The following is a 14,031-nucleotide window of genomic DNA, read 5'->3' as shown; positions in this document are numbered from 1 at the left end:
TGTGCTCATGTCTTGAGGACCGCGGCGGGCGTGGCGCGCAGCGCGGCGATGGTATGGCGTGCCGTGGCCGCCAGTGCCACCAGCACGGCGATGGCGGCGGCGCCCAGCAGCGTCCAGCCGGCGACCGGTGCGTGGTCCGTGAAGCTGGCCAGATAGGCGCGGATCGCCAGCGCGGCCGGTGGCAGTCCGATCACGGCGCCCAATACCAGCAGCACGGCGAATTCGCGGCCCAGCAACCTGGCGATGGCGGCGCGGCCTGCACCGTACAGCTTGCGCAGCACGATCTCGCGGGCGCGCCGCTGCACGTTGTAGGCCGACAGCACGTAGATCCCAAAGGCCGACAGCAGGATGGCGACCAGGCTGGCGGCACCCAGCAGGGAAGCCAGCCGCATGTCCTGCGCATAGTGGTCAGTCAGGTAGCTGGCGGCCGGGCGCATCCGGGGAACATCGTCGGGGAAGAATTTGCCGAACAGCTCTGCCGCCTGGCGTTCCAGTTCGCGCATGTCGCCATCGGTGCGGATCGTCAGCACCGAGGCACCCAGCGCATTCCGGTAGAACATCGGCTGCGGTGTTTCGCGCAGCGATTCATGGCGCAGGTCGGGCGCGATGCCGATCACGCGTGCCGTCAGCTGCTTGCCACCGTGCTCGAACGACACCAGCCCGCCCACGGCCGCTTGCGCGGAAGGGAAGCCGAGCGCCAGGGCGCCGGCCCGGTTCAGCATCACGGTCGTCGGCACGTCGTCGCGCTCGATTTTTGGATCGAAGGTGCGGCCCGCCAGCGCCTCGACGCCGTACAGCTGGAAGAAATCGGCCGATACATTGCGCGACACCAGCACGGTTTCAGGCCCGCCCAGCCGGCGGATCGGGCCATTCTGGCCGGCGAACCGCTGGCCGACGGCATTTTCGCAGAACGCCACACCCCGCACGTGCGGCAGGCGGCGCAGCGCGTCGCGGAACTGCCTGCCCTGCGGTCCCAGCCAGAGCTCGCGTGGCAGTTCGACCGTGAGCAGTGGCGCGACATCGAAGCCCGGATCGGCCGAGCTGGCAAAGCGGGCTTGCCACGCGATGGCGAGCGTGGCGGCCGTCAGGCCCATGGCCACGGTCAGCTGCAGCACGGTCAGCGCACGCCGCAGCCACAGGCCGCCGCGCGGTTCCAGGTCGCGGCGCATGGCCAGCACGGTGGCCGGACGCATGTCCAGCGCGATCCACAGCGGGTACAGCCCGGCCAGCAGGCCCGTGACGATGCCGACGGCCAGCGCCGCCAGGATCGCGGCAGGCGGCATCGCCTGGTCGAGCGGGCGGTCCAGCATGCCGGACAGGGCGGGCAGCATCAGCCAGACCAGCAGCAGGCCCAGTGTCGTGGCCACCATGGCAACCAGCAGCGCCTCGGCCAGTAACTGGCCGGCAAGGCGGAATGCACTGGCGCCCAGCACCTTGCGCAGCACGATTTCCGGCTGCCGGCGGGTGGTGCGCACGGCGGCCAGGTTCACGTAGTTGGCTACCGCCAGTGCCAGCACGAGCACGCCGACCAGACCCAGACCGATGACGACGGCCCGGTCGCCATGCGGCGAGCTGCCGGGGCGGCCTTCCAGGCTGGCGTCGAAATACAGGTCGGTCAACGGCGTCAGTGCCAGGTCGGCCATCTTGCGCGAGCCCAGCTTCTGCACCAGGTCGGGCGGCAGTTCCTGGCGCAATGGCGAATGGTCGAATGTGCGCTGCAGGTGAGCGGTGAAGTCCACCGGCGCAATACCGGGTGCCAGGCGCACGTACAGGTAGCCGGCGATCATGCCCCAGGAGTCTTCCATGTGCGCGCGGTATTCTTGTGGCATCAGCACGGAATCGAGGCTGTTGACGAGCTCATATTGCAAGGCGGACGCCGCGGGTGGATCGGCCAGCAGCGCCATCACGGTCAGGGTCTTGCCGTCGATGTGCAGCACCTTGCCGAGTGCCGCGCGGGTACCCAGCGCCTTCAATGCCGCGCGGTAGGTCAGCGCAACGCCATCCGGCCGTGCCAGAGCACGTGCCAGGTCGCCCTCGGCGGCGGCGACACCGAATACCTGCGGGAAGCCCGGGGATACCGTCAACATCTTCACCTGCAGCACGCCGGACGGTGTGCGCACGCTCGCGTTGGCGGGTATGGCCAGCACGGCTGCCTGCGTCATGCCGCTTTGCTCGGCCACGCGCAGCAACGGCATCGGCACGACTTCGAACCAGCCGGGCTTGCCGGTCAGGTTCATGTGCTGCTTGACCGCGTACACTTCGTGCGCGGCCGGCACGTGGCGGTTGTAGCTGAACGACAGGGTCACGTAGGCCAGCAGCGCGAAGCAGGTGGCGAAGCCGGCGGCCAGGCCAAGGATCGTGACGGCGGAATAACCCGGCTCCGTGACCAGCTGGCGCCAGGCGAGGCGCAGATGCCTCATGCGGCACGCAGCGCGTCGACGATGATGCGCCCGTCGAGCAGGTTCAGCGTGCGCGATGCCTGCGCGGCGTGGGCCGGCGAGTGGGTGACCATGACCACGGTGGTGCCTTCGGCGTTGATCGTGCGAAGCAGGCGCATCACGTCGTCGCCATGCGCCGTGTCCAGATTGCCGGTCGGTTCGTCGGCCAGCAGGATCGCGGGGCCGGCCACCAGCGCGCGGGCGATCGCCACGCGCTGCTGCTGGCCGCCGGACAGTTGCGAGGGCCGGTGCTTCGCGCGGTGGGCCACGCCCAGCTTGTCCAGCATGGCGGCCACCTTGACCTTGCGTTCGCGTGCCGGCATGCCGGTGTATTCGAGGGCCAGTTCCACGTTCTCGAACACGGACAGTTCCTCGATCAGGTTGAAGCTCTGGAAGATGAAGCCGATGCGGCCACGTCGCAGTTCGTTCAGCCGCGATTCGCTCCAGCCGGACACGTTGCGCCCTTCGAACCAGTAGTCGCCGCTGGTGGGCACGTCGAGCAGGCCCAGGACCGACAGCAGTGTGGACTTGCCGCAGCCGGACGGGCCCGTGATGGCCACGTATTCGCCGGCGTCGATATCGAGGTCGATGCGGTCGAGGGCGGTGGTCTGCACTTCGCCGGCCACGTGGATCTTGCTGACGCCTGACAGTTTGAGCATGGGATTTCCTTTGTTGGGTAGGAGAAGATTACTGCAAATGGATTACCGGTCGAGCTGCAGCCGAACCGCGTTGCCGAACGCCGCATAACCGGAGACGATCACGCGCTCGCCCGGGGCAAGGCCGGAGAGCACTTCGATCTGCGCATTGTTGCGCCGGCCCGCGCGGATCTCGCGGCGCTGCGCATGGGTGGCATCGGTGAACACATAGACCCACGCCGCGCCCGAGTCGGCCACGAAGGCGCCGTTTGGCAGCAGCAGCGCCGGTGCCGGCTCGCCCAGCGTGATCTGCGCATCGAGGCTCTGGCCAGGGCTCAGCACCGGCTGGTCCTGCGTGAACAGCAGCTCGGCGGTGAAACGGCCTTCCTTGATCTGCGGGTAGACGGTGCCCACTTTCACCGGGTAGCGGCGGCCATCCTGTGTCACCACGCCAAGGCGGCCGACGGAAACGCGGTTCAGGTAGTACTCGTCGACCAGCGCGGAGAGCTTGAAGCGCTGCGGATCGTCGATGCGGCCCACGCGCTTGCCGGTGACGATCGATTCGCCCACCTGCAGCCGGAAGTCGGTGAGCCGGCCCGCGATGGGGGCGCGTACGGCCAGCGCGTCGACGGTCTGCTCGACGAGGCGCAGGCCGGCGGCCAGGCCCAGGATGGTTTCCTCGAGGCGCCCCAGCGCATTGCCGCGCACCTTGTCCTCGGCCGCATTGCTTTCCTGTTCCAGCGCCAGCGCGCGCTGCGCCTTGTCGCGCCGGTCCTGTACTTCCTCGAGCGCCACGGCCGAGACAAACCCCTGGCCGGCCAGCCGCTCCGTCCGCGTCAAGGCCTTTTGCGCCTGCTCCAGCGCGAACGACAGGTCGTCCAGCCGGCGCTGGCGCTCGGTGCGGTTGCTCTGCTCGGCCACCCGCAAGGTGGACATGTTCGAGATCTGCTGCGCGTATTCGGATTGGCGCGCCAGCAGTTCCAGGTTGCGCTGCGGGTTCGAGATGCGGAACAGCAGCTGGCCCTTGTCGACCAGGTCGCCATCACGCGCGTGCACTTCCTCGATGCGGCCGGACTCCACCGAGTCGAGCATCACGGCCGTCAATGGTTCGGCATTGGCGCGCACGGCGATATCGTCGCGGAAGATGCCCCGTTCGACGGTGGCGATACGCAGGTCGGCGGCCGCCACCTGCAGGCCGCGCGGCATCCAGTGCCAGATTGCGGCACCGGCGGCCAGCAGCACCAGCAGGGCGGCCACGGCCAGCACGATGGCGCGGCCGCGGCTGCGCGGCACGATGGTGTCCATGGCCGCACCGCTGGCTGGCTTGTTGTTGGGGAGATTCGTGATGGGCATGTCCGTTCCACTGCAAGGCATGTGCCAGGGCGGTTTCAACGCAGTTCCGGCCCGATGCGCGGGGGGCTGGCCGGAAGCGGACAGGGTGGGGTGTCCGCTTCCGGACAGGTCGCGAAACCCCTGTCCGCGGAGCGAATGCTGCTGCTAGAATGCCCCGATCCCAACCGTGCCCGAGTCCTCTCGCAGTGCCCGATTCCATACCCGATCCCGTGCCCACCCCCATGCCAGATACCACCGCCCGCATCCTGATCCTCGACGACGATGCCGACGTGGCCTATGCGGCGCGCATGCTGCTGCGGCGCCGCCATGGCGACGTGGCGGTGCTGCACGACCCGGCGCAGCTCGAAGGGGAGCTGGCCCGTGGTGTTCCCGATGTCGTGCTGCTGGACTTCAATTTCACGCCGGGCCGCACCGATGGCGCCGAAGGCCTGGCGGCGCTGGACATGCTGCGCCGCCAGCCGCAGCCGCCAGCGATCATCGCGCTTACCGCCTATGCCGACGTGCCGCTGGCGGTGGAGGCACTGAAGCGCGGCGCGGCCGATTTCATCACCAAGCCGTGGGACAACGCGCGGCTCGTCTCCGCTGTCGATGCCGCGCTGGCGCGGCGCCGGCCGGCGGCCGAGGCGATGCTGCGCGGCGCATCCGCGCTGATGGGCGATTCCGCGCCGATGCAGGCCGTGCGCGCGATGATCGCCGGCGTGGCGCCGACACAGGCCAATGTGATGGTGCTGGGCGAAAACGGCGTAGGCAAGGAACTGGTGGCGCGGGCCCTGCACGCGCAGTCGCGCCGCGCCGCCGGCACCTTCCTTTCCGTGGACATGGGCGCGCTGCCTGAATCCACGTTTGAAAGTGAATTGTTCGGCCATCGCAAGGGGTCGTTCACCGATGCGAAGGCCGACCGCGCGGGGCGCTTCCAGGCGGCGCGCGGCGGCACGCTGTTCCTCGACGAGGTTGGCAACATGCCACTGGCCGCGCAGGCCAAGCTGTTGACGGTGCTCGAGCGGCGCGAGGTGACGCCGGTCGGCGCCGACCGGCCCGAAAGCGTGGACGTGCGCATCGTCAGCGCCACGAACCTCGACGAGGCGCGGCTGTTCGATCCGTCGGTGTTCCGTGCCGACCTGCTGTTCCGCCTGAACACGATCGTGGTGCGCGTGCCGCCGCTGCGCGAGCGCCGCGACGACGTGCCGCAGCTGGCGCGGCATTACCTCGCCATGTACGAGGCGCAGTACGGCCGGCCGGGGCGCGCCATCGCACCGGCCGCGCTGGATGCGCTGTGCATGCATCCGTGGCCGGGCAATGTGCGGGCGCTGCGGCATGCCTGCGAACGGGCTGTGATCCTCGGCGCGCATGCCGATTACCGGTTCGAGGATTTCGGCCTGGCTGCGGGTGCCGCGGTAGCCGCGCTGGCGCCGATGGCGGCGCCCGGCATGGCGGCCCATGCGCTGCGCGAGGAAGCCACGCTGTCGTCGCTGGAGCGGGAGGCGATCGCCGCCGCGCTGGCCCAGGCGCAGGGCAATATCAGCCACGCCGCGCGCATGCTGGGCGTGTCGCGCGCGGCGCTGTACCGCAAGCTGGACAAGCATGGCATCTGAGCGGGGCCTGCGGGCAGGTGTCATCGTCGCCGCCGCCGGGCTGGCCGCGCTCGGGGCCTGTGCCGTGTCGGTGACGGAGTCGCCGCGCCTGCTGGTGGTGTGCGGGCTGGGCACCGTGGCGGCCGGAGCGCTGCTGTGGGGCTGCCTGGGCAAGCTGCGGCTGCCGGTGGCGCGGCCTGAAATGCCGGTGGCATCGACCGGCTGGCCGGCAACGGCATCGGTGCTGGCGCTGGAGGCACGGCTCGAACATGCGCCGATCGCGCTGTTTCGCGTCGACGGCTTGTCCGGCCCGGGGGCCGTGGCACCGGTCAACGCCAATGCCCGCCGGCTCGTGGCGCCCGGACGGGCCAGCGAACCGGCGGCACTGTATGCGCTGCTTGCCGCGCAGCCTGCGGACGAGCGCACGCTGGTCAGCTTCGACACGGAGCGGGGACTGGAGCGGGCAATGGTGGCCGTCTCCACGCTCACGGTGCAGGGAGAAGGGGGCCGGCTGGCGGCGCTGATGCCGGTCGAGAGCCAGCTGGAGGCCGAAGCGCTGAACGCCTGGCGCCAGCTGGTGCACGTGCTGACGCACGAGATCATGAATTCGCTGACGCCGGTCGCTTCGCTGTCGCGCACCGCGCACGACCTGCTGGGCGAGCTGTCCGCGGACATGCCGGCGGATGCCGCCGAAGACCTGTCCACCGCGCTCGACGCGATCGCCCGGCGGGCCGCCAGCCTTGTCGACTTCGTGTCGAGCTACCGCAGCCTGTCCACGCTGCCGCAGGCGCAGCCCGAACGGGTACATCTCGGGCGGCTGTTCGCGCGGCTGGCGGCGCTCGTGGGGCCGCAATGGCAGGCCCGGGGCGGCAGCGCCGAATTCTCCGTCGAACCGGCTTCCCTGGAAGTGATGGTCGACCCGGGCCAGCTGGAACAGGCGCTGATCAACCTGCTGAAGAATGCCGCCGAGGCGACGGCGCAGGTGGCCTCGCCGCGCGCCGCCATCACCGCGCGGCTGGGGCGGGGCGGCCGGCTGCGCATTGAAGTCGCCGACAATGGCGCCGGCGTGCCCGTCGACCTCGCCCCGCACATCTTCACACCCTTCTTCTCCACGAAAAAGCAGGGCCGCGGCATCGGCCTCGCGATGGTGCGGCAACTCGTGCACGGCAACGGCGGCACCGTCCGCTACGCCCGCTCGGTCAGCAGCGGCGCCCGCTTCATCGTCAGCTTTTGACAACAAAAAGTGTTGTAAAAAACTTGGGGACTGTCCCGCCCGGAGGGACTGTCCCTTTTGTGAGCCCGTGAAACCGGGGTCTGACCCCGAATTTCGGCAATATTTCCTGGAATTGGGGTCTGACCCCGGTTTTGGGAAATGTTTTAGCGGAGCATGTCGATGTGCGGGATGCCGTCTTCGTCGTATGGGGCGCTGATGGTGGTGAAGCCGAAGCCCTGGTAGAACTGTTCCAGGCGCTGCTGGGCGCCGATGCGGATGCGGTGGCCGGGATGCTGCTGTTCGGCGCGGCGGATGCCTTCGGCGACGAGCTGCCGGCCGATGCCGGTGCCGCGAGCGATGGCGGGGGTGAGGATGCGGCCCAGGGACATTTCGGTGTACTTGGCGCCGGGGGCGAGGCAGCGCAGGTAGGCGACCAGGCGGCGCGTGCCGTCGATCGTTTGCCAGGCCATCAGGTGGTGGGCGGCTTCGTCGTGGCCGTCCAGGTCGGGATACAGGCAGGTCTGCTCCAGCACGAACACTTCCTGGCGCTGGCGCAGCACTTCGTACAGGTCACTGCGGGGAATACTTTCAAACTCCAGCCACTGCCATTCAATCATTTCAATGCCCCGCTTTGATGTTGCGTAAAAGAGGGCATTGTAGGACAGCGGCCGGAGCGGCCCAACTATTTAGACGATCGTCAGGGTGACGTCGATGTTGCCGCGGGTGGCGTTCGAGTACGGGCAGACGATGTGCGCGGCCTGCACCAGTTTGTCGGCCGTTTCGCGGTCCAGGCCTGGCAGCGAGATCTTCAGTTCCACTTCGATGCCGAAGCCGGTCGGGATCGGGCCGATGCCGACGCTGGCGTCGATCGACGTGTCCGCCGGCACGGCGATCTTGTCGCGGCCGCCAACGAATTTCATCGCGCCGAGGAAGCACGCCGAGTAGCCGGCAGCGAACAGCTGTTCCGGGTTCGTGCCTTCCGCGCCATTGCCGCCCAGTTCTTTCGGCGTGGTCAGTTTGACGTCCAGCACGCCATCGCTGGAAACGGAACGGCCTTCACGGCCACCGGTGGATTTGGCATTCGCGCGGTACAGGACTTTTTCGATCGACATGATGCAGTTCCTTTCAGTTGGGTAATTTTCGATTCAATAGCGCACTATTTTTATGGCACGCCATGAGTGTTTAGGTGCTGCCTGGGACGCTGTTCGCGTCATCCATGTGCCTACTATACATAGCGTGCGATTCAATTGCAAGCGATATTTTAACGATGCCGGTCATGACTGCCGATACTTCACAGGGCCGTCTCGAACCCCTCGAGCACGTTGACGACATTGACCCCCAGCTCGCGCAGCGGGCTGCCGCCTTCGAACACGAAGCAGGTCGGCAGGTTCAGCCATGCCAGCCGTTCGCCCAGGCGCAGGTAGTCGCCGCCCACCAGGCCGAAGCCGCCATGGGGCTCGCCACCGAACGTATTGCCGCCGAGCGCGATGACGAGCGCTTCGGGCCGGTACATCGACAGGCGCACGCAGGCCGTTTCCAGCGCAGTAAACCACGCCTGCGACGTGGTACCGACCGGCAGCGGCAGATTGACGTTGTAGCCGAGGCCGGGGCCGTTGCCCGTTTCATCGGCATGCCCGCTGTAGAACGGGTAGGCATGGCGCGGCTCGGCATGGATTGACAGGCATAGCACGTCCGCCCGGTCATAGAAGATGCCCTGGGTGCCGCTGCCATGGTGGTAATCGACATCGAGCACGGCCACGCGCTGCATGCCATCGTCGAGCAGGTGCCGCGCCGCCAGTGCGGCATTGTTCAGGTAGCAGCCACCGCCCAGGAAATCGGCGCCGGCATGGTGGCCGGGTGGCCGCGTCAGCGCGAAGCTGCCGCGCTCGCCCACGCGCAGCGCATGGGCCGCGTTGACGGCGCAATCCGCACCCGTCTTCGCGGCCACCCACGTGCCGGCGGTAATCGGCGTGGTGGTATCGATCGAGTACAGGCCGAGGCGGGCGCCGAAATCGTCGGGCTCGATGTCGGCGCGCAAGGTGCGCACTGGCCACTGCGACGCAAAGGCATCCCGGCCGGCATGCGCGGGGGACTGGGCACTCCACTCGCTCCAGGCGGTGCGCAGGAAATGCAGGTAGCGGGGCGTGTGCACGCGTTCGAGCGACATCAGCGGCACACCGTGCGGGGTGACGATGCGACCGAGGCCGCGTCTTCCCAGTTCGGCGAGGATGCCGTCGATGCGGTCAAGCGTATCGCGCCCGGGAATGGGGTGCCCCTGCACGAGTTCGTGCCGGGGCCGCAACTGGCCGTGCTGTTCGTTAAAGAAGGTCAGCACGCCAGTGAAGGAGGAGGGACTGCGGCGTCATGCGTGGTTCGGGCACAGGTTGCTGGCGCGGTAGGCTTTCACGTAGTCGTCGAAGCTGCCGGTCTGCGTGCGCTCCAGTTCCGCCTGCTCGGCCACGGACGTTCGCGCCAGCGCGCTGAAGTGCGCTTCCTGCTCCGCCGTGGGCGGTTGGGCGCGGAAATAGGCTGCGTGCTTTTCGCTCTGCGCGAGGCCGAACGCGGCAAATGAATTGCCGTGCCGGGCCAGTTCGCGCAGCACGGCGGCCGATGGCGTGCGGTCCGGATCGGCCAGCTTGGGGGCCTGCTGCGCCAGCGCATCCACGTGCTGGGTATCGCCGCGCAGCGCGTCGAGCAGTTCGGCCGCGGGACGAATCCGTTCGATCAGGTCCTCGCCCCAGGCTCGCAGCGCGATTTCCTGGCCGTCGCGCGTCAGCGTCAGTCCCGGGCGGCGGCCTTCCTTCACCGTGCGCGCGAAGTTGCGCGCCAGGATATCGCCCTGTTCTTCCGAGATCGGCGGGCTTTCCTCGAGTGCGCAATACAGCAGGAACGCATCGAGGAAGCGGCCGGTGGTCAGGCTCACGCCAACCGGCTCGAATGGATCCACGTCCAGGCAACGCACTTCGATGTACTGCACGCCCCGGTTGCACAGGGCCTGGATCGGCCGCTCGCCGGTGCGGATCACGCGCTTTGGCCGGATCGTGGAGTAGTACTCGTTCTCGATCTGGATGACGTTGGTGGACAGTTGCTGCCACTCGCCGTTCGCATCGCGGGTGCCGATCTTCTGGTAGGGCTCATAGGGCTGGTTGACCGCGCGGGTCAGCGTGGCCACGTAGCTGTCCAGGCTGTTTTCGTGCGGGCTCAGTCCCGATTGCGCATCGTTCTGGTAGCCCAGGTCGCTCATGCGCAGGCTGGTGGCGTGGGGCAGGTACAGCGTGTCCGCCGACAGCGTTTCCAGCTTGTGCGGACGGCCGCGCAGGAAGCTGCTGTTCAGCGCGGGCGACGTGCCGAACAGGTACATCAGCAGCCAGCTGTTGCGGCGGAAATTGCGGATCAGCGACAGGTAGGCTTCCGACTGGTAGGCCACCGGTGTCAGCGGCTTGCCGGCAGGCTCGTTCTCCGCGAGGAGCCGCCACAGGCGTTCATCGAGCGAATAGTTGTAGTGGATGCCGGCGATGCATTGCATGGCCTTGCCGTAGCGCAGCGCCAGGCCGCGGCGGTACACGTGCTTGAGCATGCCCAGATTCGATTTGCCATACCAGGCGATCTGGATATCCTGTTCGGGCGGCAGCTGGCAGGGCATCGATTCGCTCCACAGCAACTCGTCGCCAAGCTTGCTGTAGGCGAAGCGGTGGATGCCGTCCAGCTTTTCCAGCGTGGTGGCGATGTCGTTTTCGGCCGGCGTGATGAACTCGGCCAGCGTTTCCGCGTAATCCGTGGTGATCTCGGGATGCGTCAGGGCCGAACCCCAACCGGCCGGGTGCGGCGTGCGCGCCAGGTGGCCGTCCGGCTGCACCCGCAGCGTTTCCCGTTCGATGCCTCGCAAGCCGCCCCGCAGCACGTCGCGGTGCCGATCCTCGGCGAGCAGGGCCAGGCGGCGCGTCAGTAGATTGGACAATTGGCTTTCCTTTCTGTGCATCAGACCAAAATTGCTGCGAGAGTAACCGAAATTGCAAAAACGCGTACGCTGGCGCTTGAAAGTGCCCGATCGGCGAAGAACGGGCCTGATCGGGGATTCTAGCAAAGCGATCCGGGCGGTTCGGGGCGCTGGCTAACCTTGACTCTCGCGGCGGCCGCCCGTGACGCGGGCGATGCCGGCCAGGTCGTGCCAGCTTTGCACGGCGGTGTAACTTCGGGCGGCCAGCAAGGCTTGCACGGCGGCGGACTGGTCGTAGCCATGCTCCATCAGCAGCCAGCCCTGTGGCGCCAGGTGTGACGGCGCGCCGGCGACGATGGCGCGCAACGCGGACAAGCCATCGGCATGGTCGGTCAGGGCGCCGGCGGGTTCGAAGCGCAGGTCCCCCTCGGACAAGTGGCGGTCGCCTGCCGCGATGTAGGGGGGATTGGAGACGATCAGGTCAAACGTTTCGCCGGCGATGGCGGTAAACCAGTCGCTGTGCAGGCAGCGCACCGTGACGCTGTTCAACTCCGCATTGCGGCGCGCAATGGCGAGCGCATCATGGCTGACGTCGAGCGCCGTCACGTGCGCATCGGGCCGCGCATGGGCGATGGCGACGGCGATCGCGCAGCTGCCGGTTCCCATGTCCAGCACGCGGCCACGTGGCGGCAGGCGCTCCAGTGCAAGTTCCACCAGCAGTTCCGTTTCGGGGCGCGGGATCAGCACACCGGGGCCCACCACGAAGTCGAGCCCGTAGAACTCGCGCTTGCCGACGAGGTAGGCGACCGGTTCGCCGTCGAGCCGGCGCTGCAGCAGGGCGGAGATGCGGGCCGCTTCGTCCTCGGTGAGGGCGCGGTCGGACTGCGTGATCAGTGCCGTGCGGGAGATGCCCAGCGCGTGGCACACGAGGATGCGCTGGTCGACCGGGTCGAGCAGCGGCATGCGCTGCAGCGCGGCCAGCGTGGTGCCGGGGGCGACGGGCATGCTCATGCCGTGCGGCGCACGAGCACCCAGATCATCGTCGCCGTCAGGATCGCAAACCAGACGGCGGACCACTGCGGCACCGACAGGCCGAGGAACATTTCGGCCTTCGTGCACAGGCCATCCGCCTCGAACAGCCATGGCAGGTAGGTGGCGGTGGGAATCTTGTTGAGCATGGTCGTCATCGGGTCGATGCCGCACGAAAAGCCGGGGTTGGCCAGCACATACAGGTGCTTGCCGACGACACCCAGCCCGCCGATCGCCGCAGCCAGCCCGAGCGCCGCCCCGATCTTCGGCTTGCGCCCGAAGGCGCCGATCAGGCAGCCGATGGCCACGGCCAGGAACAGGTAGCGCTGGATCACGCACATGGGGCAGGGCAGCATGTCCTGCACGTGCTGCAGGTACAGCGCCACGGCGACCAGCAACAGGCACACGGCGGCAGTGGACAGGAGGATGGTGCGTGATTTCGGCGAATTCATTGTCGATAACGTTGCTCGAATGTGAAGGCGCCAATTCTCGCATAAAGCGGAGAAGGGGTTTCGCGAAGCATGCTTCGCGCCTGCGTAGCGGACATGGCATGCAGGCCATGTCCACCGGAAAGCCGGCCGATCGCAACCGCGGCAATGGCAGAGGTCGTGTCCACCTTGGGGTCAACCCCATTTTCGGACACGGGCTCAGCTGGCTAAACAGTCGAGCTCGTGTCCGATTTCGGGGTTGACCCCATGGTGGACACGAGCTGGGCTGTAGGGCGGAACTCAGTCGCCGAGGGCGGCCAGCTGCTCGGCCTGGTGCTCGGCGGACAGCGCGGTGGTCAGTTCCGTCAGGTCGCCATCCATGATCATGTCGAGCTTGTACAGCGTGAGGTTGATGCGGTGGTCCGTCATGCGGCCCTGCGGGAAGTTGTAGGTGCGGATGCGCTCGCTGCGGTCGCCGCTGCCGATCAGGCTTTTCCGGGTGGCCGCCTCCTTCGACTGCTGTTCGCGCAGCTGCACGTCCTTGATGCGCGCGGCCAGCACCTTCATCGCCGAAGCCTTGTTCTTGTGCTGCGAGCGGTCGTCCTGGCATTCGACGACGATGCCGCTCGGCAGGTGCGTAATGCGCACGGCCGAATCGGTCTTGTTGATGTGCTGGCCGCCGGCGCCGGAAGCGCGGTACGTGTCGATGCGCAGGTCGGCCGGGTTGATGTGAACGTCTTCCACTTCGTCCGCTTCCGGCATCACGGCCACCGTGCAGGCGGACGTGTGGATGCGGCCCTGCGTTTCGGTGGCCGGCACGCGCTGCACGCGGTGGCCGCCGGATTCGAACTTGAGCTTGGAATAGGCACCGTTGCCGACGATGCGGGCGATCACTTCGCGATAGCCGCCCAGATCGCTTTCCGACGCGGACACGATTTCGACCTGCCAGCGGCTGCGCTCGGCGAAGCGGGTGTACATGCGCAGCAGGTCGCCGGCGAACAGCGCCGATTCGTCGCCGCCGGTGCCGGCGCGGATTTCCAGGAAGATGTTGCGCTCGTCGTTCGCATCCTTCGGCAGCAGCATCTTTTGCAGGTCCAGCTCCAGGTCGGCCAGCCGGGCCTTGCCCGCTTCGATTTCTTCCTGGGCAAATTCCTTCATGTCCGGATCGCCCAGCATCTGCTGCGCTTCCTCGATGTCGCCCTGCACGCCAAGGTAATCCTTGTACAGCGCCACGAGCGGGCCCAGTTCCGCGTGCTCGCGGGTCATCTTGCGGTAGCTGTCCATATTGGACGTGGCACCTTCGGACATCAGCAGTTCGTCCAGCTCCACGAGGCGGTTGGCGAGTTGGTCCAGCTTGGCCAGCATTGATGGTTTCATGGTCTCGTTCTTGTATGGGTGGTCATCGCACCGGAGAGGGTGCGGCGGAA

The 14,031-nt window shown here is 67.6% G+C and carries 12 protein-coding genes; 2 read left to right on the top strand and 10 right to left on the bottom strand.

The window, feature by feature from the left end; genetic code table 11:
- Positions 1 to 5: 5 nt before the first annotated feature.
- From EWM63_RS12340 to EWM63_RS12330, 3 genes are read right to left on the bottom strand one after another with little or no spacing between them, the layout of a single operon-like run.
- Positions 6 to 2,420, bottom strand: a complete 2,415-nt coding sequence (locus tag EWM63_RS12340) for an FtsX-like permease family protein (protein ID WP_130186787.1) — start codon at positions 2,418 to 2,420, stop codon at positions 6 to 8.
- Positions 2,417 to 3,097 carry an ABC transporter ATP-binding protein gene (locus tag EWM63_RS12335; protein WP_130186786.1) on the bottom strand — a complete coding sequence of 227 codons (681 nt, stop codon included), beginning with the start codon at positions 3,095 to 3,097 and terminating at the stop codon, positions 2,417 to 2,419. The genes EWM63_RS12340 and EWM63_RS12335 overlap by 4 nt, the downstream gene beginning before the upstream one ends.
- Before the next feature lie 42 nt (positions 3,098 to 3,139).
- Entirely contained in the window at positions 3,140 to 4,426 is a 1,287-nt protein-coding gene (locus EWM63_RS12330; RefSeq protein ID WP_229487867.1) for an efflux RND transporter periplasmic adaptor subunit, read from the bottom strand.
- Between the two features lie 221 nt (positions 4,427 to 4,647).
- Between EWM63_RS12330 and EWM63_RS12325 the strand changes: the two genes are divergently transcribed.
- A complete protein-coding gene (locus EWM63_RS12325; protein ID WP_130186785.1) occupies positions 4,648 to 6,018 on the top strand; it encodes a sigma-54-dependent transcriptional regulator in 1,371 nt (456 codons plus the stop codon).
- Positions 6,008 to 7,231, top strand: coding sequence for a sensor histidine kinase (locus EWM63_RS12320; RefSeq protein WP_130186784.1), 1,224 nt, complete (start codon positions 6,008 to 6,010; stop codon positions 7,229 to 7,231). Before EWM63_RS12325 ends, EWM63_RS12320 begins: the two co-directional genes overlap by 11 nt.
- Before the next feature lie 143 nt (positions 7,232 to 7,374).
- Here EWM63_RS12320 and EWM63_RS12315 read toward each other — a convergent pair whose 3' ends face one another.
- From EWM63_RS12315 to prfA, 7 genes are all read right to left on the bottom strand, one after another.
- Positions 7,375 to 7,827, bottom strand: coding sequence for a GNAT family N-acetyltransferase (locus EWM63_RS12315; protein ID WP_130186783.1), 453 nt, complete (start codon positions 7,825 to 7,827; stop codon positions 7,375 to 7,377).
- A 69-nt stretch (positions 7,828 to 7,896) separates the two neighbouring features.
- The gene (locus tag EWM63_RS12310; RefSeq protein WP_130186782.1) at positions 7,897 to 8,322 is read right to left on the bottom strand and encodes an organic hydroperoxide resistance protein; all 426 of its coding nucleotides are present in this window, start codon (positions 8,320 to 8,322) and stop codon (positions 7,897 to 7,899) included.
- A 179-nt stretch (positions 8,323 to 8,501) separates the two neighbouring features.
- Complete coding sequence (locus EWM63_RS12305) at positions 8,502 to 9,545, bottom strand: histone deacetylase family protein (protein ID WP_130186781.1); 1,044 nt, start codon at positions 9,543 to 9,545, stop codon at positions 8,502 to 8,504.
- A 27-nt stretch (positions 9,546 to 9,572) separates the two neighbouring features.
- Positions 9,573 to 11,168 carry a glutamate--cysteine ligase gene (gene gshA / locus EWM63_RS12300; protein ID WP_130186780.1) on the bottom strand — a complete coding sequence of 532 codons (1,596 nt, stop codon included), beginning with the start codon at positions 11,166 to 11,168 and terminating at the stop codon, positions 9,573 to 9,575.
- Between the two features lie 153 nt (positions 11,169 to 11,321).
- Positions 11,322 to 12,152, bottom strand: a complete 831-nt coding sequence (gene prmC / locus EWM63_RS12295) for a peptide chain release factor N(5)-glutamine methyltransferase (protein WP_130190343.1) — start codon at positions 12,150 to 12,152, stop codon at positions 11,322 to 11,324.
- Between the two features lie 2 nt (positions 12,153 to 12,154).
- Complete coding sequence (locus EWM63_RS12290; RefSeq protein WP_130186779.1) at positions 12,155 to 12,628, bottom strand: disulfide bond formation protein B; 474 nt, start codon at positions 12,626 to 12,628, stop codon at positions 12,155 to 12,157.
- Positions 12,629 to 12,904: 276 nt separating this feature from the next.
- Positions 12,905 to 13,981, bottom strand: a complete 1,077-nt coding sequence (prfA, locus tag EWM63_RS12285) for a peptide chain release factor 1 (RefSeq protein WP_130186778.1) — start codon at positions 13,979 to 13,981, stop codon at positions 12,905 to 12,907.
- Positions 13,982 to 14,031: the final 50 nt, after the last annotated feature.

Source organism: Pseudoduganella lutea, from assembly GCF_004209755.1.
Lineage (GTDB): Bacteria > Pseudomonadota > Gammaproteobacteria > Burkholderiales > Burkholderiaceae_D > Rugamonas > Rugamonas lutea.
The sequence above is the reverse complement of the archived record's forward strand: the minus strand, read 5'-3'. Positions and strand labels throughout refer to the sequence as shown.

Excerpts from the sequence above, each read along its gene's own strand:
- EWM63_RS12340 (WP_130186787.1), bottom strand. The coding sequence starts at position 2,420 with ATGAGGCATCTGCGCCTCGCCTGGCGCCAGCTGGTCACGGAGCCGGGT.
- EWM63_RS12335 (WP_130186786.1), bottom strand. The coding sequence starts at position 3,097 with ATGCTCAAACTGTCAGGCGTCAGCAAGATCCACGTGGCCGGCGAAGTG.
- EWM63_RS12330 (WP_229487867.1), bottom strand. The coding sequence starts at position 4,426 with ATGCCCATCACGAATCTCCCCAACAACAAGCCAGCCAGCGGTGCGGCC.
- EWM63_RS12325 (WP_130186785.1), top strand. The coding sequence starts at position 4,648 with ATGCCAGATACCACCGCCCGCATCCTGATCCTCGACGACGATGCCGAC.
- EWM63_RS12320 (WP_130186784.1), top strand. The coding sequence starts at position 6,008 with ATGGCATCTGAGCGGGGCCTGCGGGCAGGTGTCATCGTCGCCGCCGCC.
- EWM63_RS12315 (WP_130186783.1), bottom strand. The coding sequence starts at position 7,827 with ATGATTGAATGGCAGTGGCTGGAGTTTGAAAGTATTCCCCGCAGTGAC.
- EWM63_RS12310 (WP_130186782.1), bottom strand. The coding sequence starts at position 8,322 with ATGTCGATCGAAAAAGTCCTGTACCGCGCGAATGCCAAATCCACCGGT.
- prmC (WP_130190343.1), bottom strand. The coding sequence starts at position 12,152 with ATGCCCGTCGCCCCCGGCACCACGCTGGCCGCGCTGCAGCGCATGCCG.
- EWM63_RS12290 (WP_130186779.1), bottom strand. The coding sequence starts at position 12,628 with ATGAATTCGCCGAAATCACGCACCATCCTCCTGTCCACTGCCGCCGTG.
- prfA (WP_130186778.1), bottom strand. The coding sequence starts at position 13,981 with ATGAAACCATCAATGCTGGCCAAGCTGGACCAACTCGCCAACCGCCTC.